This is a genomic window from Kitasatospora sp. NPDC098663 (genome assembly GCF_044760075.1).
GTDB lineage: Bacteria > Actinomycetota > Actinomycetes > Streptomycetales > Streptomycetaceae > Kitasatospora.
The window spans coordinates 165,844-182,979 of record NZ_JBIWAP010000015.1 but is presented as its reverse complement, the minus strand read 5'-3'; the positions used below and the strand labels follow the sequence as shown (position 1 = coordinate 182,979).

At 74.5% G+C, this 17,136-nt stretch carries 17 protein-coding genes; 8 read left to right on the top strand and 9 right to left on the bottom strand.

What is annotated here, in order from left to right:
* Nucleotides 1-73: 73 nt before the first annotated feature.
* The 3 genes from ACIQVZ_RS18890 (at nucleotide 74) to ACIQVZ_RS18880 (ending at nucleotide 3,372) form a co-directional block, all read left to right on the top strand.
* Nucleotides 74-541, top strand: coding sequence for a GNAT family N-acetyltransferase (locus tag ACIQVZ_RS18890; RefSeq protein ID WP_350886030.1), 468 nt, complete (start codon nucleotides 74-76; stop codon nucleotides 539-541).
* Between the two features lie 163 nt (nucleotides 542-704).
* A complete protein-coding gene (locus tag ACIQVZ_RS18885) occupies nucleotides 705-1,733 on the top strand; it encodes a CAP domain-containing protein (protein ID WP_402451259.1) in 1,029 nt (342 codons plus the stop codon).
* A gap of 118 nt (nucleotides 1,734-1,851) precedes the next feature.
* On the top strand, nucleotides 1,852-3,372 hold the full coding sequence (locus ACIQVZ_RS18880) for a sigma-70 family RNA polymerase sigma factor (protein WP_402451257.1): 1,521 nt from the start codon (nucleotides 1,852-1,854) through the stop codon (nucleotides 3,370-3,372).
* A gap of 41 nt (nucleotides 3,373-3,413) precedes the next feature.
* Here ACIQVZ_RS18880 and ACIQVZ_RS18875 read toward each other — a convergent pair whose 3' ends face one another.
* The gene (locus ACIQVZ_RS18875; protein ID WP_350886036.1) at nucleotides 3,414-3,650 is read right to left on the bottom strand and encodes a hypothetical protein; all 237 of its coding nucleotides are present in this window, start codon (nucleotides 3,648-3,650) and stop codon (nucleotides 3,414-3,416) included.
* 261 nt (nucleotides 3,651-3,911) lie between these two features.
* On the opposite strand from ACIQVZ_RS18875, the gene ACIQVZ_RS18870 reads away from it, so the two are divergent.
* Nucleotides 3,912-5,012, top strand: a complete 1,101-nt coding sequence (locus tag ACIQVZ_RS18870; RefSeq protein WP_402451254.1) for a chemotaxis protein — start codon at nucleotides 3,912-3,914, stop codon at nucleotides 5,010-5,012.
* A gap of 65 nt (nucleotides 5,013-5,077) precedes the next feature.
* Here the strand turns inward: ACIQVZ_RS18870 and ACIQVZ_RS18865 are convergent, their stop codons facing one another.
* From ACIQVZ_RS18865 to ACIQVZ_RS18855, 3 genes are all read right to left on the bottom strand, one after another.
* Entirely contained in the window at nucleotides 5,078-5,941 is an 864-nt protein-coding gene (locus tag ACIQVZ_RS18865; RefSeq protein WP_402451252.1) for a hypothetical protein, read from the bottom strand.
* Nucleotides 5,928-6,452, bottom strand: a complete 525-nt coding sequence (locus ACIQVZ_RS18860; protein ID WP_402451249.1) for a SigE family RNA polymerase sigma factor — start codon at nucleotides 6,450-6,452, stop codon at nucleotides 5,928-5,930. Before ACIQVZ_RS18860 ends, ACIQVZ_RS18865 begins: the two co-directional genes overlap by 14 nt.
* A 351-nt stretch (nucleotides 6,453-6,803) precedes the next feature.
* Nucleotides 6,804-8,327, bottom strand: a complete 1,524-nt coding sequence (locus ACIQVZ_RS18855; RefSeq protein WP_402451247.1) for a M1 family metallopeptidase — start codon at nucleotides 8,325-8,327, stop codon at nucleotides 6,804-6,806.
* A gap of 334 nt (nucleotides 8,328-8,661) precedes the next feature.
* Between ACIQVZ_RS18855 and ACIQVZ_RS18850 the strand changes: the two genes are divergently transcribed.
* On the top strand, nucleotides 8,662-9,552 hold the full coding sequence (locus tag ACIQVZ_RS18850; protein WP_402451245.1) for a carbohydrate kinase: 891 nt from the start codon (nucleotides 8,662-8,664) through the stop codon (nucleotides 9,550-9,552).
* Here ACIQVZ_RS18850 and ACIQVZ_RS18845 read toward each other — a convergent pair.
* Nucleotides 9,549-10,070, bottom strand: a complete 522-nt coding sequence (locus ACIQVZ_RS18845) for a GNAT family N-acetyltransferase (protein ID WP_402451243.1) — start codon at nucleotides 10,068-10,070, stop codon at nucleotides 9,549-9,551. The genes ACIQVZ_RS18850 and ACIQVZ_RS18845 overlap by 4 nt on opposite strands.
* Nucleotides 10,071-10,281: 211 nt before the next feature.
* On the opposite strand from ACIQVZ_RS18845, the gene ACIQVZ_RS18840 reads away from it, so the two are divergent.
* Entirely contained in the window at nucleotides 10,282-11,259 is a 978-nt protein-coding gene (locus ACIQVZ_RS18840) for a polysaccharide deacetylase family protein (protein WP_402451240.1), read from the top strand.
* Nucleotides 11,260-11,286: 27 nt separating this feature from the next.
* Here the strand turns inward: ACIQVZ_RS18840 and ACIQVZ_RS18835 are convergent, their stop codons facing one another.
* The 3 genes from ACIQVZ_RS18835 to ACIQVZ_RS18825 are packed head-to-tail and all read right to left on the bottom strand — an operon-like array spanning nucleotide 11,287 to nucleotide 13,980.
* Nucleotides 11,287-11,730 carry a YchJ family protein gene (locus tag ACIQVZ_RS18835; protein WP_402451239.1) on the bottom strand — a complete coding sequence of 148 codons (444 nt, stop codon included), beginning with the start codon at nucleotides 11,728-11,730 and terminating at the stop codon, nucleotides 11,287-11,289.
* A gap of 60 nt (nucleotides 11,731-11,790) precedes the next feature.
* A complete protein-coding gene (locus ACIQVZ_RS18830; protein WP_402451238.1) occupies nucleotides 11,791-13,341 on the bottom strand; it encodes an FAD-dependent monooxygenase in 1,551 nt (516 codons plus the stop codon).
* 27 nt (nucleotides 13,342-13,368) lie between these two features.
* Nucleotides 13,369-13,980, bottom strand: a complete 612-nt coding sequence (locus ACIQVZ_RS18825; protein ID WP_350881933.1) for a TetR family transcriptional regulator — start codon at nucleotides 13,978-13,980, stop codon at nucleotides 13,369-13,371.
* 255 nt (nucleotides 13,981-14,235) lie between these two features.
* Here ACIQVZ_RS18825 and ACIQVZ_RS18820 point away from each other — a divergent pair, with 255 nt between their 5' ends.
* Nucleotides 14,236-14,634 (top strand): cytochrome C oxidase subunit I, encoded by a 399-nt coding sequence (locus ACIQVZ_RS18820; protein ID WP_350881931.1) that lies wholly within the window; start codon nucleotides 14,236-14,238, stop codon nucleotides 14,632-14,634.
* 91 nt (nucleotides 14,635-14,725) lie between these two features.
* Here ACIQVZ_RS18820 and ACIQVZ_RS18815 read toward each other — a convergent pair whose 3' ends face one another.
* A complete protein-coding gene (locus tag ACIQVZ_RS18815; protein ID WP_402451290.1) occupies nucleotides 14,726-16,348 on the bottom strand; it encodes a cytochrome bc complex cytochrome b subunit in 1,623 nt (540 codons plus the stop codon).
* A gap of 395 nt (nucleotides 16,349-16,743) precedes the next feature.
* Here ACIQVZ_RS18815 and ACIQVZ_RS18810 point away from each other — a divergent pair, with 395 nt between their 5' ends.
* Nucleotides 16,744-17,067: a hypothetical protein gene (locus ACIQVZ_RS18810; RefSeq protein WP_350881929.1), complete on the top strand. Its 324-nt coding sequence runs from the start codon at nucleotides 16,744-16,746 to the stop codon at nucleotides 17,065-17,067.
* Nucleotides 17,068-17,136: the final 69 nt, after the last annotated feature.

Here is a 17,136-nt window from a genome sequence, read left to right as displayed (position 1 = left end):
CCGACGGCCCGTCATGCTGGCGCCACACCGCGGCCCGGCGATCCCGGGGCCCGCCCGATCGAGGGAGACCGAGTTGACCAGCACGACCCGCTGGAGCGTCGGCGCGCCGGAGCGCGCCGACTACCCGGCCTGGCGCGAACTCTTCCGCGGCTACTGCGCGTTCTACCGGCTGCCGATGCCGGAGGAGAAGGCCGAACTGGTCTGGTCCTGGCTCCACGACCCGGACCACGAACTGGAGTGCCTGCTGGTCCGCGACGGCGACGGCACGCCGGTCGGACTCGCCCACTACCGCCCGTTCTCCCGCCCCTTGCACGGCGCGGTCGGAGGATTCCTCGACGACCTGTTCGTCGCGCCCGAGGTGCGCGGCGGCGGCGCGGTGGACCAGTTGCTGGCCCGGCTGCGGGCGATCGCCGCCGAGCGCGGCTGGAACACCGTCCGCTGGATCACCGCCGACGACAACCACCGCGCCCGCAGCAAGTACGACCAGGTCGCCACCCGGACCATGTTCGTCACCTACGACATGGCCCCGGACACCCCGTGACCCGCCTCCGGGCGGCCTGAGGGCGTGCCCCGGGTGCGGCCGCGGCCGTACCCGCGACCCTGCCGCCGGACATTCGTTCGGACTTTCTGTTATCGGCGCGCCGCCGGGCGGTCTCCCAGGTGTCGGCACCCGACCCGCCGACCCGGACAGAAAGCGTGGGCACGTGAACAGCGACGACAGGACGACCATCCTCCCGGCGATCGGTGCCGAGAGCGGTGCACGGAGCGGAGCCTCCGGCCGACCCGGCGGCCGCGCCGCGCGCCGGGCCGCCCAGCGGCACACGGAACGCCCCGGAGGCCGGGGCCGCCGGGGCCGCCGGCGCGGCCCGGTCGGCCCGGTCGCCGCCGTCGCCGCCGCCGTGGCCGGCACCGGACTGCTCGCCGCCCTGGTCGGCGCCGGCTACGCGGCCTACGGCGGCAAGCAGGCCGACCGGGACACCACCGGCCAGGCGCTGGCGGCGGACGCCGCCCTGATAGCCGCCGAGGCCGGCACCCACGACGGCATCCAGGTCCCCGGCGCCGGGGGAGCGGCCCCCGACGCCGCCGCGCCGCCGGCCACCCCGGCCACCACCGACCCGGCACCGGCCCCGACCACTGCCGCCGCGACCACCCCCGCCGCCCCGGCGTCCCCGACGGCTCCGCCGACCCCGACGCCGACCCCGACGGCCACCGGGAAGCCGAGCCCGAGCACGCCCGTGACCGCTCCCGCTCCCGCCAGGCCCACCGGCACCCCGGCCGCCGCGCAGCGCACCGGCGCCCCCGCCCCCACGAACGTCTCGGCGCCCACCCCGGTCGGCGGCGGCGCCGCGCCCTCCTCCGCCCAGCAGGTCGTCGACCTGGTCAACGTCGAACGCGCCAAGGCCGGCTGCGGCCCGGTCAGCGCCGAGCCCCGGCTGGCCGGCGCCGCCCAGTCGCACAGCGACGACATGGCGGACCGCAACTATTTCGACCACGCCAGCCCCGACGGCGACCACGCCGACCACCGCATCGAGGTGACCGGCTACCGCTGGAGCACCTGGGGCGAGAACATCGCCCGCGGCCAGAAGGACCCGGCCGCGGTGATGGATTCCTGGATGAACAGCCCCGGCCACCGTGCGAACATCCTGAACTGCGCGTTCAAGCAGCTCGGGGTCGGTGTGCGGACCGGTTCCGGCGGCCCCTGGTGGACCCAGGTCTTCGCCGCCCCGGCCTGACCGGCCCTCCGGCAGGGTCCGTTTTCCGATTCCGCGCAAATTGTTGTTATCTGATCACTCACCACAGGTCTCCGAGGAGGCAGCGGCGAACGGAACACGGCAAGACGGAGTGCGGACCATGAACGCTGACGTGCAGAACAGGACCGGGACCACCCTGGTACGCGCGGCCCAGGCGGGCGACCGGCAGGCCCAGGAGGCGCTGGTCGCCGCCTGGCTGCCGCTCGTCTACAACGTCGCCGGGCGCGCCCTGGACGGTCACGCCGACGTCGACGACGTCGCCCAGGAGACCATGATCCGCGCCCTGGACGGCCTGGACGGGCTGCGCGAGCCGGAGTCCTTCCGCTCCTGGCTGGTCGCCATCACGATGAACCAGATCCGTCGCCGCCACGCCGCCGGCCAGCAGCAGCCCACCGTCGGCGGCCTCGACGAGACCTGGGAACTCGCCGACCCCAGGGCCGACTTCACCGACCTCACCGTCCTGCGCCTCGGCCTCTCCGGCCAGCGCCGGGAAGTCGCCGAGGCCACCCGCTGGCTCGACCCCGACGACCGCGAACTCCTCGCCCTCTGGTGGCTGGAGGCCAGCGGCGAACTCACCCGCGCCGAACTGGCCGACGCCCTCGACCTGACCCCGCAGCACACCGCCGTCCGCGTGCAGCGGATGAAGAAGCAGCTCGAAGCCGGCCGGATCGTCGTCCGCGCCCTCGGCGCCTACCCCCGCTGCCCCGAACTCGCCGACGTCACCACCGGTTTCGACGGCACCCCCAACTCCGTGTGGCGCAAGCGCATCGCCCGCCACATCCGCGGCTGCGCCACCTGCGACCGCCTCGGCCGCGACCTCTTCCCCGCCGAAGGACTGCTGGCCGGCCTCGCCCTGGTGCCGATCCCGCTCGGCTCGCCCGCGCTGCTGCACTTCCAGCACACCGCGGCCACCGCCGCCACCGCCGCCCCGACCGCCGCGAGCACCCATGCGGGCTGGGCCGGGACGGCCGCGCGCAAGGCCGTCCTGGCGAGCGGTGCGGTGGCGGTGGTGACCGTCACCACCCTCGCCCTGGTCTGGTCGCACCCCACCGACACCCCGAGGGAGGCGACCCCCGAACCCACCACCCCGGCCGCCGCTCCCGCCGCCCCGGTGCCCCCCGCGACCCCGGCCGCCGCCCCGGTCACCCTGGCGGCCACGCCCACGCCGACCCCCAGCGACACGCCGACGGCCACGCCGTCACCCACCGCCACCCGGTCGGTGGCCCCGCCGCCGCCCACCTCGGAGCGCCAACTCGTCGACCTCGTCAACGCCGAACGCGGCAAGGTGGGCTGCGCCCCCCTGCGGATCGACCCCCGGCTGCACGCGGCCGCCCAGAAGCACGCCGACGACATGGTCGCGCGTGGCTTCTTCGACCACGTCAACCCGGACGGCGTCCGCACCGACGCCCGGCTGACGGCCGTCGGCTACCGCTGGTCCCAGTGGGGCGAGAACCTCGACCGGGGTCCGACGTCCCCCGCCGCGGTGGTCGCCCACTGGATGGACGGCGGCATCCACCAGACCAACATGCTGGACTGCGGCTTCAAGGACGTCGGCGTCGGCCTGGCCACCGGCCCCGCCGGCACCTACTGGACCCAGGACCTCGGCGCCCCGATGCCCTGACGCGGCACCGCGGCACCGTCGTACCGCCGCGTTGCCGCGAGCTAGGCGGGGGTGACACCGACCAGTCCGTCGGCCGAGCCCGTCACGTACCCGGTCGCCTCCCCGAGCACGCCGCCCGCGTCCCCGACCTCCCCCGGCAACGCGTCCGGCGCACTGGTCAGCGACCCGGACAGTCCGTCCTGCCCCCCGACGGCACTGGCGTGCGCACTCGGCGCGGTGAGCGAGGCCACGAAACCCACGGCGAGCGAGGCGACGGCGAGCATGCTGCGCTTCTTCATGGCGGGTCCAACGACGATCCGCCGGGCGGGTTACGAGGACGGTGGTGGATTCCCTCGTCCGTGGCCGTGCGGCCGGGGCCGCGGGCGTCGGACGGGCGGTCGGGCCCCGGGCCTTTTCCGGTGGCGGGAGGCGTGGGACGGCGGTGGGATGGGGAGGGGTCGGGAATGATTCCGGCAAATCGGTTGAATCACCACACTTTCGGTCTCATCGACGTCGGTCTCATCGACCAGGACCCCCCACCGCGACACGAAGGGCACCCGATGCACGCAGCCGAACTCACTCCAGCCGTCCTCGCCGAGCTGCGCCGCCCCCGGCGCTACCCGGCCGTCTCCGTTCTGCTGCCCACCCACCGCAGCGAGCCCGACAACACCCAGGACCCGGTCCGCCTGCGCAACCTCGTCGCCGAGGCGAAGAACCGGCTGCACGCCGACGAGGCGGTCAGCCGGGCCGACCGGCTGGACGTCGTCGAGCAGCTGGACCGCGCGCTCACCGAGGTCGACCTCGTGCACGCCGAGGACGGCCTGGTGATCTTCGCCGCCCCCGGCGAGCACCAGGTGTGGTCCCTGCCGCGCCCGGTGCCCTCCCGGGTCGTGCTGTCCGAAACCTTCCTGACCCGCAACCTGGTCTCCGCCTACACCGCCGGTGCGCCCTACTGGGTGCTGACCGTCGCCGCCGACCGGGTCGCCCTGTTCAGCGGCAGCGGGCCGCACCTGGCCGAGCACACGGGTGCCGCCTTCCCGCTCGACCAGGTCCCGCCGGACTGGGACGTCGAGCGCAAGGAGCGGATCGGGGACGTACCGAGCACCTTCCGCGACGAGGAGACCCGCCGCTTCCTGCGTTCGGCCGACACCGCGCTGGCCGCCGTGCTGGAGGCCGACAACCGCCCGCTGTACGTGCTCGGCGAGGCCGCCGCGATCTCCCTGCTCGACGAGGTCGGCACCGCCGCCAAGCGGGCCACCGCCCAGGTCTCGCACGGCGGCCTCGGCCACGCCGCCGCCGCCGCGGTGGCCGAGGCCGTCCGGTCCACGGTCGCCGAGCAGGGCAGCAAGGCCGTCACCGAGTTGCACGAGCGCCTCGACCAGGCCCAGGGCGTGAAGGGCCTGGCCGCCGGGATCGACGAGGTCTGGCAGACCGTCGCCGAGGGCCGGGCCGCGGTGGTCGCGGTGGAGGAGGACTACTGGCAGCCCGTCCGGGTGACCGACAACCACCTCGTCCCGGCGGCGGCCGGTGAGCCCGACGTCCGCGAGGACATGGTCGACGAGATCGTGGAGCGCGCCCTCGACACCGGCGCCAAGGTGCAGTTCGTCCCCACCGGCGAACTCGACGCCCGCGGCCACATCGCGGCCGTCCTGCGGTACTGACCCACCCGGTGCGGGCCCGGCACGGTCGCCGGGCCCGCACCGCCGTGTCTCGGCCCGGACGGTCCTCAGCGGGTCGTGGGCGAGGAGGGGGTGCTCCCCTCGGTGGTCCGGATCGAGTCCAGTATCTGCTGTACCTGCTGGATCGTCAGGTACGACGGCTCCCGCAGGCAGGCCGTCAGCTGGATCAGCACCAGCGTGCCGGTCCGGGCGACGGCCCGATGGCCGATGAGCTCGCGGGTGCCGCCGAGCGTGAGGCATTCCTTGTCGAGCGTGACGTCGGAGGTCAGGGCTGATTCGGTGGTGAACTTCCCGACCAGGTCCGGTTGGTCCACCAGCCGGAGGGTGAGGAGGGCGCCGCCGACGGGCAGCAGACTGTCCGACGGGCAGGCGATGCCCGCCGTCCGGCAGGGGGGCGCGGGACTGATCGGCCCGGTGGCCAGGTAGCCGATGCCGTTCCGGGGGTCGCCGTTGAAGATGCTCTGGCTGTACCAGCCCCTCGGCAGGTCGAGCACCAGGCTCGGGTACGACGAGAAGTGGACCTGCGATCCGGGCATCGGCACCGTGGTCGGTGCCGGGCTGGCGCCGGCAGTCGGAGCGGGCGGTTCCCCGCCCGGCACTGTTTCGGCCGGTCCGATCACCCCCGGTCCCGCAGCCGTCCCCGGCGCCGCCGCCACCCCGTGCTCCGGCGTGGGCGCGATCGCGGGCGCGGCGGCGAGCGCCGCGGCGACCAGCCCGGCGGTCAGTCCGGCCCCGAGCCCGGCGGCCCGCCGTCGGCGCCGGGTGCCGATGGCGCGGGCGCGCACCCGTTCCATCCGGTCCTCGGGCGTGGCGAGCTCCGGTACGGCCTGGTGGAGCAGGATCCGCAGTTCCTCGCCCTCACCGCCGTCCGGCCTCGGGTCGTCCGGGTCCAGCAGGTCAGTACCGATCACGAGGTCCCCCCGCCAGCAGCAGTTCCCGGGCCGGCAGCCGGCCGCGCAGCGCGGCGAGCGCGCGGTGCGTCTGGCTCTTGACCGTGCCGGTGCTGCAGCCCAGGACCTCGGCGGTCTCCTCGACGCCGAGGTCCTCGAAGAAGCGCAGCACCACCACGGCCCGTTGGCGCGGCGGCAGGGCGCGGACGGCCTGGGCGACCACCTCTCCGAGCACCACCCCTTCGTACGGGTCCGCGCTCGCCGGCGGCGGCTCCGGCAGTTCGCCGTGCGGCAGTTCGCCGGTCCAGCGGCGGCGCCACCAGGAGACGTTGCAGTTGACCAGTACCTTCCGCAGGTAGGCCTCGGGCCGGTCGATGGAGATCCGGTCCCATTTGGGCCAGACCTTGGCGAGCGCGGTCTGCAGCAGATCCTCCGCCTGGTGCGGGTCGCCGGTCAACAGCCAGGCCACCCGCAACATCTTCGGGCCGCAGGCGGAGACGAACTCCTCGAAGTCCGGTGTGCCATCCCTCATCCCGCCGTCCCCGCCATGGTGTCCGTGCCGTCCCTGTCAGCCGTGGCGGCCTGCTGGGCCGCGATCGTGGTGTCCTACTCACAGCTGATGAACGTGCCGGACGGTGTTTCGGGTTGTCTTCCGGGCGCGGGGATTTTCGGCCGGCCGGCGCGGGGAGGTTGGACGGCCCGCGAGCCGGCCGGGACTCGGCCGGGCGGCGGGCGGGCCGTGGGCACCACGATGGCCGTGTCGGGCCCGTCCGGCCAGAGGCGCTCACGGGGCGTCCGGGCGCACGACGCGGCGCGCCAGGGGCGTACGGGTGGGACGCAGGGGGCGGCGGACCACGGATCGGGCCGACCGGGTGACGGCGGGTCAGAGCGTTCCGGAACCGCGCGGCGCCTCGGTGGGGACACCGCGGGCGGCTGCTGCCGGGTCCGAGGTCACCGGGGTGACCGTCCAGTCGGGGTGGCCGGGCATCGGCGGGGTGCGCAGCCCGTACAGCCAGTCGGTGAGGAAGCCGGAGAGGTCCTGGCCGGAGGCCGCGGAGGCGGTGCGCAGGTAGTCCCGGGTGGTGGCGGTGCCGTACCGGTGTTCGCGCAGGAAGGTGCGCTCGATCCGGTCGAAGGTCTCGGCGCCGACCCGCTCGCGCAGCGCGAACAGCACCAGCGCGCCGCCGGTGTAGCGCTGGCTGTCGAAGAGCTTGGCGGCGCTGGGAGCGGCGACCGGTCCGGAGTCGTGCCGCCACTGGTCGCCGAGGCCGTAGAGGGCCCGCATCCGGTCGACCAGGGTGGTGTGGCCCCAGGCGTCCGGCCAGCCGCGCTCGTAGCGGTAGACCAGGGCGTAGTAGTCGGCGTGTCCCTCGTTGAGCCACAGGTCCGCCCAGCTGGCGGGGGAGACGCTGTCGCCGAACCAGGAGTGCACCAGCTCGTGCATCTGGTGCGAGCCGATCGCGGACTCGGGCTGGCGCAGGAAGTTCGGCTTGTACAGGGTGAGGGTCTGGGTCTCCAGGCCGGTGAAGCCGAACGCGGCCGGGTCGTCGGTGTCGGCCGGCAGGAGGCCGTAAGTCTCGAAGGGGAACGGCCCGAGGTGCTGCTCGGCCCAGGTCAGCTGGTCGGCGGTGAGCGCCAGGGCGGGTTCGAGGTCGGCGGCCCGGGCGGTCGGGACGACGTCGCGCAGCGGCAGGCCGTGCGGGCCGGTGCGCTCGCGGACGGTGTAGTTCCCGACGGAGACCTGCACCAGCTCGGTGGCCATCGGCTCGCGGGAGACGTAGCGCCGGGTGGTCCGGCCGTCGCCGAGCCGTTCGGTCTGCGCCAACTCCCCGTTGGCGACGCCCAGCAGGCCGTCGGGCGCGGTGACGGCGATGGTGAACCGGGCCTTGTCGCTGGGGTGGTCGTTGCACGGGAAGACGGTGTGCGCGCTGTCCGGCTGGCCGGCCACCGCGAAGCCGTCCGGGGTCGGGACCCAGCCGGTGTGCGGGAGCCTGACGCGCGGGTCGGCGGTGTACTCGACGGTCAACCGCGCGGTGGTGCCGCGGTGCAGGGGCCGCGCCGGGGTGATCGTCAGCTTCTCGTCGTGGGCGGCGAACCCCGCCGGGCGCCCGTCGACCCGGACGGCGCGCACGGTCAGGCCCAGCGCGTCCAGCTCCAGGCGCGCCAGGGTGCGGGACGGCCGGGCGGTGATCACCGCTGTCGCGTCGACGGTGCGGCTGGCGGCCCGGTAGTCGAACGACAGGTCGTAGGCGAGCGCGTCGTACCCGCTGTTGCCGAGCGAGGGAAAGACCGGGTCGCCGAGGCCGTCCGCGGCGGTGGCGGCCCGGGGGGTGCCGGCGGACAGCAGCGCCGCACTGAGCACGAGTGGGAGGACGAGGCCGACACGGGGCCTGGGCAAGGCGATCACCGCACTTCGGGAGTCGTGGCCTCGGGAGGCCCGGTGAGGAGCGGGGGCCGGGCGGCGGTCCGTGCGCGACGCACCGGGCACGGACCCTAGCCGACCGGGGCGCTCGCCCGCCGCCGCCCGGACGGCTGTCGACACGAGGCCATCCCCCGGACGGCCTACAGCGATGGCGGGGCCGCCACGCGCTGACTAACGTTCGAAGTGCTTCGCCCCCTGACGGACGAGGCCACGGCCGTCGGAGAACCTGGCCAGGTCCGGCGGCCGTCCTTCATGCCCGGGTGCACCCCGTAGGCTGGCGGCCGAGACGACGCCCGCGTACCGGATGCCAGGAGCCGCCGTGACCAGCCCCGATTCGCACGTTCTGGTGATCGGCGAGTGCGTCGCCGACATCGTCCGCACGGATGGCGCCCCGGACACCGTCCACCCCGGCGGCAGCCCCGCGAACGTCGCCTACGGCCTGGCCCGGTTGGGCCGGCCGGCCACCCTGCTCACCCAGCTCGGGGACGACGCCAACGGCCGGCTGATCCGGGCGCACCTGGAGTCGGCGGGGGTGGTGGTCCGGGCCGCCGGGGTGGCGCGGACCCCCTCGGCCGTGGTGCGACTCGACGGGCAGGGGCGGGCGCGCTACACCTTCGACATCGGCTGGACGTTGCCGCCGATGGAACTCGCCGAAGCGCCGGGCGCGATCCACCTCGGCTCGATCGGGGCGGTCACCGACCCGGGCGCGGCGGCGGTGCTGGCGCTGGTCGAGCGGTGGCGCGGCCGGGCGCAGATCAGTTACGACCCGAACGTGCGCCCCGCGCTGATGGGCGAGCGGGCACAGGCCGTGCGGCGGGTCGAGCGCTGCGTGGCGCTGAGCGACGTGGTCAAGGCGAGCGACGAGGACCTGGCCTGGCTCTACCCCGGCGAGGACGCGGAGGCGGTCGCGCGCCGCTGGCTCGCCCTCGGCCCGGCCGTGGTCGCGGTGACCCTGGGCGCCGACGGCGCGTTCGCGCACACCGCCGGGGGCGGCCACGCGCGGGCCGCGGCCGTTCCGGTGCCGGTCGCCGACACCGTCGGCGCCGGGGACTCCTTCACGGCGGCTTTCCTGCACGCCCGCGCCGCCGGCGCCGACCTCGCCGGCTGCCTCACCCAGGCGGTGACGGCCGCCGCGCTGACGGTCTCCCGCCCCGGCGCCAATCCGCCCTCGACGGCGGAGCTGACGTCCGCCCTGGCGCGGAGGGGTTAGCCGGCCAGCTCCTTGCCGTACCAGATCTGGGCGTACGGGCCACTGCTGTAGGCGGGGATCTCTCGGTAGCCGTGGCGGGTGTAGAGCGCGCGGGCCTCGACCAGGTCGAGGCGGGTGTCGAGGACGATCCGCCGGGCGCCGAGCGAGCGGGCGGCCCCGTCGACGGCGGCGAGCAGCCGGGCGCCGCCGCCGGTGCCGCGCAGGCCGGGGCGGACGAACACCCGGGTCAGCTCGACGGTGTCGGCGTCGCGCCGACGCAGCCCGGCGCAGGACTGGGCCGCGCCGTCGTAGCGGCCGAGCAGGAAGAGGCCGTCCGGTGCGGAGAGGTCGTCGCTGGGGGAGCCGGCCAGCCCCGACTCCAGTTCTTCGGGGGTGCCTTCGCGGCCGAGGTGCAGGCGGTAGTAGCGGTTGGCCACGTCGTAGTAGTACTCGCGCAGCAGGGCCAGGGCCTCGGGTGCGGTGACGTCCGCCGTGGTGACGGACCAGAGGTGGGCGGTGCGGGGCGCGGTGTCGGTCATGGGCGCATGATCGGTGGTCGCGGGCCCGGTCCGCAATCGGGTTTCGCACGGCCACCCGGTCGACTCGCCCACCCGGCCGGTTCGGCAAAGGAAGGGCAAGACGCCCGGCGCGTCGTTGCCCCGCACGGGTGATCAGGGGATTGGCGGGGGTGCGCTGCGGGGGAGCAGTGCGTCTATGAACAGATCATCAAATCATCGCATTAATGCGGGTTTGAGGCGGATTCAGGGACGCGGCGCCGGTGTGCGGGCGGGTGTGCGGACCGGCCTGCTGGCCACCGTCTGCCTCTGTGCCGTCGCCGCCGGCTGCGCGGGGCCGGCCGACCCCGCGCGGCCGGCCGTCGTCCCGCCCGCGCCGGGTGCCGTGCCCGTCGTCGAACACGGGGTCGGCCGCCCGCCCGAGGCGCTGCCGGCGCTGCCGGGCCTGGCCCGCAAGGAGGAGGAGGCCGGCACCGAGGCGGTCGCCCGCCGGGAGTCGGAGACCCGGGCGGCCCTGGAGACCGCGCACCGCTGGGGCCTGGAGGCCCCGCCGCTGAAGGCGCCGCCGCGCCCGGCGACCAGGCCGGTGCTGGCCCAGTCGCAGGGCGTGAAGCTCAAGGAGGGACGGCCACCGGTCGTCTACCGGGTGCCGACCGACGAGAAGGTGGTCTTCCTCACCGTCGACGACGGCTCCGAGAAGGACCCGGAGTTCTCCCGGATGGCCGACGAACTCGGCATCCCGCTCAGCACCTACGTCTCCGACTACCTGGCCCGCGAGAACTACGGCTACTTCCGCGACCTGCACGCCCAGGGTGTGGAGATCAACAACCACACCATCAACCACCGCAACCTGAAGGTCCTCGGCTACGACGCCCAGCGCGACGAGATCTGCCGTCAGCAGGACCAGCTGGAGAAGCAGATCGGCGTCCGCCCCCGGCTGTTCCGGCCCCCGTACGGCGAGTACAACGACGACACGCTGCGCGCGGCGGCGTCCTGCGGGGTCCAGGCGGTGCCGCTGTGGAACGAGGAGGCCTTCCCGGACCACATGGAGTGGCGCTACGACGACCGCAAGCTCCACCCGGGCGACATCATCCTCACCCACTTCCGGGGCACCGACCTCTGGAAGGCCTCGATGCCGGACCTGCTCCGCAAGGTCGTCAACGACGTCACCGCTCAGGGCTTCGCCCTCGGCCGGCTGGACGACTACCTGTAGGAGCTCGCCCGTCGAGGGCCCCGAGGATCAGCCGAGCGAGAGGGCGTCGAGGTACACCCAGGCGCCCTCGTGCCGGACGAACCGGCTGTGCTCGGTGAGCACGCCCTGCTCGCGGCCCTCGGTCCAGTGCGCCCGGAAGGCGACCGTGCCCTCCGCGTGGAAGGCGCCGCCCTCGGTGGTGGACACCACCTCCAGGCCGGTCCAGCGCAGCGCCGGGTCGAAGTCCACCTCGGCGGGCCGGGTGTCCGGGTGCCAGGTGCGCAGCAGGTAGGCCTCGTCCTGGGCGGCGAAGGCGCTGTACCGCGAGCGCATCAGGGACTCGGCGGTGGTGGCCGCCGTCTGGCCGCGGTGCAGCCGCCCGCAGCAGTCGCCGTAGGCGGCGGGCAGGCCGCAGGGGCAGGGGGAGGAGGGCAGCAGCCGGGGCGCGGCGGCGGCGCGGGGCGCGGGGTGACGTCGGGACATGCGGTCCATTCTCTCCTCCCGGCCCCGGCCGCCCCGACCGGGGCCGGTGGGGCGTCCGGGTGCGGGTGCTCAGCAGCGGGCGGAGTCCGGTTCGCCGAACCAGGCGCGCAGCGCGCGCAGCAGCCCGTCCGGATCCTCCTCCCCGGGCGCGGCGGCCCAGGCGACGTAGCCGTCCGGGCGTACCAGCAGCGCGCCGGCGGGCGGTTGCGGGCAGGCGGCCGTGAGGACGTCCACCCGGCCCTTCCAGCCGGCCGCGAGGTCGCCGAGCCGTGGTGGGCCCTCCGCGAGGTCGAGCAGCAGGGCGCGGCCGCCGCGGGCCAGTTCGGCGAGCCGGGTGGGGCCGGTGGCGGTGGTCAGCGGGAGGTCCGGCGCGAAGCCGCCGGCGAGCGGGTGCGGGCAGTCGGTGTCGTACCGGACGTCGCTGCCCGCCATGAGCGCGGCGATCCGCCCGAGGTTGTCCTGGTACGCGAGCAGCTCGCCGAACAGGGCGCGCAGGGCGGTGACGGCCGGGCCCGGGGACATCAGGGCCATCTGGGCCTGCGAGTGCATGAAGACCCGCTCGCCGATGGGGTACCGCTCGCGGTGGTAGCTGTCCAGCAGGCCGGGCGGGGCCCAGCCCAGGAGGTCGGCGGCCAGTTTCCAGCCGAGGTTCGCGGCGTCCTGGAGTCCGAGGTTGAGGCCCGGACCGCCGGTGGCGGCGTGCACGTGCGCGGCGTCGCCGACCAGCAGCACCCGGCCCTCGCGGTAGCGCTCGGCGAGCCGGGTGTTGTGTCCGACCTGGCGGCGCGGGGTGTGCGCGCCGGGCGTGTCGGCCGGGGCGAGCGGCAGGTCGGCGCCGGTCACCCGGCGGACGCTGGCGCGCAGTTCGTCCAGCGTGGCCGGCACGGTCTCGTCGACGGGCGGCCCGTCCCACTCCATGGTGGCCATCATGGCGAGTTCCGGGCTCATCGGGGCGAGCACGAACACGCCGTGCGCGGTGCGGGTGTGGGTGAACGGGCGGAACGGCGTCGGGCAGCCGGGCAGCAGCACCTCGCCGGTGTCGAGCACCTGCAGCCCCTCGGGCGGGCGCACGTGGGCGATGCGCGCGACGGGGTCGGACGAGGTGACCCCGGGGAAGCCGATCCCGGCCAGTTTGCGGACGGTGCTGCGGCCGCCGTCGGCGCCGACCAGGTAGCGGGAGCGCAGCCGCGCCGGCCCGTCCGGTCCGTGGACCTCGACGGTCACCCCGGCCTCGTCCTGGGTCAGGCCGGTGACCTCGTGGCCGTGCCGCACGGTCACGCCGAGTTCGCGGGCCCGCTCCGCCAGGGCCTGCTCGATCCGGTGCTGTGGCACCGGCAGGGCGTACAGCGGGTTGCCGTCGAGCTCCCGGAGGTCCAGCGGGAACGCGCCGAACACGAAGCGGGGCACCGGGGTCGGGGCGCCCGCGCCGCCGAGCCGCTCGTACAGGCCGCGGTGGTCCAGCAGCCGGATCACCTGGCCGACCAGCCCGTTCGCCTTCTGCTCCGACGAACGTTCGGCCAGCCGGTCCAGCACCACCGGCCGGACTCCGGCCAGCGCCAGTTCGCAGGCCAGCATCAGCCCGTTCGGGCCGGCGCCGGCGATGATGACATCGTGGGTCATGGTAAATCCCCCTGTGCGACGGTGAGTTCACGAAGACGACGGGTCGGGGAGGCCGGCCGCCAGCTGCCGCAGTGCCTCCGCCAGGAGCGGTTGCAGCGGTACCGGCGGGTCGGCGCGCAGCCATACGTCGCTGGCCGCCTTGAGCGCGGCCAGGATGCCGGCGGCGACCAGTCTGGGGTGGAGGCCGCCGGGGTCGGCCCCGGTCCGGGCGGCCACCGCCGCGGTGAGCTCGGCCTCGGCGTCCGCGCCGGCGCGGGCCAGCTCGGCCTGGAGGGCCGGTTCGCGCAGCAGTAGCCGCACCGCGGCGGTCCACTTCGGGTCCGGCTGCTCCGCCGCGCCGTCGAAGGGCGCGAGGGTGGCCCGGGTGAGCGCCTCCCAGAGCGGTTCGGCCGCGGGCCGCTCGCGCAGCGCCTCGCCGACGAGCCGGATGCGGTCGCAGTGCCGGGAGACGATGGCCTCGGCCTTGCTGGAGAAGTAGTTGTTGTAGGTGCGCGGCGACACCCCGGCCGCGGCCGCGATGTCCTCCACCCGGACGTTCTCCAGGCCCCGTTCCACCGCCAGGCGCAGTGCGGCCCAGCTCAGTGCCTCCCGGGTCGCGGCCTTCTTCCGTTCCCGCAGACCGATCTGACTGTTCGTCATGACCACCACTCTCCCAGGAAGTCTGCGTGACGCGCAAGAATGCGTGCCACGCAACTTTTTCCAGCCGACATCCCGGGCGGATCCGCTCCGGCGGGGTTGCGAGGAGTCGCGCGGCGGCTCGGCGAGTCGCCCCGTCCACCCGGGTGGTCACTGATAGTAGTGGCCTGGTTGCGGAGCGGTCTCCCGCGCCGGTTCGGCGGGACGGTTCGACAGGGCGTCCCGACAGCACACCTCGACAGGACATGAGGAGCGGTCATGGGTGGCAGACAGCGTCCGCCGGGAGCGCGGACCCCTCGGCAGGGCAGGCCCGTCGCGGGCGGCCGGGTGAACGCCCGGGCGGAGATCGCCCGGCTGGAGGGCTATCTCGCCTGGGAGGCCGAGGTGGCGGCGGCCGAACGGGACGCCCGGGCCTTCGCCGGGCAGTTCCCGTGGCTGCCCGCCGCGGAGCGGGAGAGCCTGGAGCAGGCCTACGCCGCCGACCGGCTGCGCTATGCCGAGGAGGTCGTCGACCGCGCCGTCGAGCGCTGCCGCCGGCTGGCCGCCCGCTACCGCAGCGAGTGCCGCCGGATCTGCGCCCGCTGGGCCGCGCTCTGCCTCTCCGTCACCCTGGCGGCGGCGCTGTTCGCCGTCGTCCCGGCGGCCCTGCGGGCCTGACGTGCGGGCCCGAGCCGGGCCGATCCGCAGGCACGCCCGAGGGCCCGCCGCGCCGTCATCGGCGCGGCGGGCCCTCGGGCGTCCGCGGGGATCAGTGGTGGCCGTGGCCGCTGCTGATCTCCTGGTGCTCCTCGGCGGTGGGCTTGGCGATCTGGCTGCCCTCGCCGTAGAAGCCGCGGGACAGCTTGGCCCTCGTCCGGGCGAACAGTCCGGCCTTGCGGACCACCCCGTTCTCGTCCACCTCCGGCGGCAGGTCCTCCGGCTGCGGCTGCTCGTGCGCGGTGAGGGTGAACATCCGGCCCGGCGGGAGCGGGGCGTGCACCTCGACGAACTCGCCGTGCTGGAGCCGGTTGATGACGCCGGTCTCCCGGCCGTGCAGCACCTTCTCCTTGTCGCGCCGCTGCAGGCCCAGGCACCACCGCTTGGTGATCACGAAGACGACCACCGGCACGACGAAGAAGCCGGTGCGCACCGCGTAGGTGATCGCGTTGATCGACAGGTGGAAGTGGGTGGCGAGCAGGTCGTTGCCGCCGCCGGCCAGCAGGATCAGGTAGAGGCCGATCCAGGCCGCGCCGAAGGCCGTGCGCACCGGTGCGTTGCGCGGCCGGTCGGCGATGTGGTGCTCGCCGCGGTCCCCGGTGACCCAGGCCTCCAGGAACGGGTAGCACCAGATGATCAGCAGCACGGTCGGGAAGACCATCAGCGGGACGAACACCCCGAGGTTCAGGGTGTGGCCGCCCCAGACGCTGATCTCCCAGCCGGGCATCACGCGCACCAGGCCCTCGGAGAAGCCCATGTACCAGTCCGGCTGGGCGTCGGTGGACACCTGGTCGGGCCGGTAGGGGCCGTAGGCCCAGATCGGGTTGACGGTGGCGATCGCCGACATGAACGCGACCACGCCGAAGACGAGGAAGAAGAAGCCGCCGGCCTTGGCCATGTAGACCGGCATCAGCGGCATGCCGACCACGTTGTCGTTGGTCCGGCCGGGCCCGGCGAACTGGGTGTGCTTGTGGTAGAAGACCAGGATCAGGTGCGCCGCGAGCAGGCCCACCATGACCCCAGGGATCAGCAGGACGTGCACGGTGAACAGCCGCGGCACGATGTCCTGGCCGGGGAACTCGCCGCCGAACATGAAGAACTGCAGGTACGAGCCGACGATCGGCACGGCCAGGACGGCACCCTCCATGAACCGGATTCCGGTGCCGGAGAGCAGGTCGTCCGGCAGCGAGTAGCCCATGAAGCCGTCGAACATGCCGAGGAACAGCAGCAGCGCGCCGAAGACCCAGTTGATCTCGCGGGGCTTGCGGAACGCGCCGGTGAAGAAGACGCGCATCATGTGCGTCAGCATCGAGGCGACGAACACGATCGCCGCCCAGTGGTGGACCTGGCGCATCAGCAGGCCGCCGCGCACCTCGAAGCTGATGTCGATGGTCGAGGCGTAGGCCTCCGACATCTGGATGCCCTTGAGCGGGACGTACGAGCCGTCGTAGATGACCTCGCCCATGCTCGGCTTGAAGAAGAGGGTCAGCCAGACGCCGGTGATGATGATGACGACGAAGGTGTAGAGCGCGATCTCGCCCAGCATGAAGGACCAGTGGTCCGGGAAGATCTTGCGCAGATTGGCCTTGGCCAGGGAGTAGATGCCGACCCGGCCGTCGGTCCAGTCGGCCAGGGCCTCGGCCTTGTTCGCGGGGTTGGCGCGCGTGCTGGTCACCGGTCCCGGCTGCGACTGCTGGTCGGTTCTCACGACGGACTCCCCGGCGTCCTCGGCGTGCCGGGCTGGAGGCCCGCCGGCAGAGACGCCGGCCGGCGAAGTGTTGTGATCATGGGACCTCTCGATACGGGCCCGCCGGCTGAACCGGCACGCGGAGCGGGTGACCCACCGGCCCGTTGCTCAGGGTGATGAAGCGCTTACTCTGTCATGCTGTCGGCAGGGGGCCGACTGTGCACGTCCATCGGTCCGTACGGCCGCGCGTGTCGGGCCGGACGGGGGGTCCTGGCGTCCGATCGGCCGCCGGACGGGTGGCGGTGCTGCGCCCGGGTGCCGCTGAACCGTTTCGGCGCGCGCCGCGTCCGGAGGTCGCGCGATACCGGGCCTACGCTGCGCCAATGGTGGATCACCCTGAACTCTTCGAGGACGTCACCGCGGCCCTCGCCCGCGCCGGAATCGACGCCGGGCCGGGCCCGTCCCTGCTGCGGATCGGCCACCGGCCGCCGGGGGTGGCGGTCGGCTGGTCGCCGGGGGAGGTGCCGGACGGGCCGCCGTCCCGGGGAGCGCGCGAAGCGGTCAGCGGTGCGGCCGCCGTCGTGCTGCGCGAGTGCGGCTACCTGGTCGCCGAGACGGCCGGTGGCGAGCTGCTGGTGACGCCCGCCGCCGCACCGGTGGCGGTGCCGGCGGAGCCGGAGACGGTGCCGGAGCAGTGGTGGGGCTGAGCCGGGCCGACTCGGCAGCCCTCATACCGAACCCTTACCTGAACAGGGGGTCCTGTTGACCACGGTGAC

Excerpts from the sequence above, each read along its gene's own strand:
- ACIQVZ_RS18880 (WP_402451257.1), top strand. The coding sequence starts at position 1,852 with ATGAACGCTGACGTGCAGAACAGGACCGGGACCACCCTGGTACGCGCG.
- ACIQVZ_RS18875 (WP_350886036.1), bottom strand. The coding sequence starts at position 3,650 with ATGAAGAAGCGCAGCATGCTCGCCGTCGCCTCGCTCGCCGTGGGTTTC.
- ACIQVZ_RS18870 (WP_402451254.1), top strand. The coding sequence starts at position 3,912 with ATGCACGCAGCCGAACTCACTCCAGCCGTCCTCGCCGAGCTGCGCCGC.
- ACIQVZ_RS18860 (WP_402451249.1), bottom strand. The coding sequence starts at position 6,452 with ATGAGGGATGGCACACCGGACTTCGAGGAGTTCGTCTCCGCCTGCGGC.
- ACIQVZ_RS18845 (WP_402451243.1), bottom strand. The coding sequence starts at position 10,070 with ATGACCGACACCGCGCCCCGCACCGCCCACCTCTGGTCCGTCACCACG.
- ACIQVZ_RS18835 (WP_402451239.1), bottom strand. The coding sequence starts at position 11,730 with ATGGACCGCATGTCCCGACGTCACCCCGCGCCCCGCGCCGCCGCCGCG.
- ACIQVZ_RS18830 (WP_402451238.1), bottom strand. The coding sequence starts at position 13,341 with ATGACCCACGATGTCATCATCGCCGGCGCCGGCCCGAACGGGCTGATG.
- ACIQVZ_RS18825 (WP_350881933.1), bottom strand. The coding sequence starts at position 13,980 with ATGACGAACAGTCAGATCGGTCTGCGGGAACGGAAGAAGGCCGCGACC.
- ACIQVZ_RS18820 (WP_350881931.1), top strand. The coding sequence starts at position 14,236 with ATGGGTGGCAGACAGCGTCCGCCGGGAGCGCGGACCCCTCGGCAGGGC.
- ACIQVZ_RS18810 (WP_350881929.1), top strand. The coding sequence starts at position 16,744 with ATGGTGGATCACCCTGAACTCTTCGAGGACGTCACCGCGGCCCTCGCC.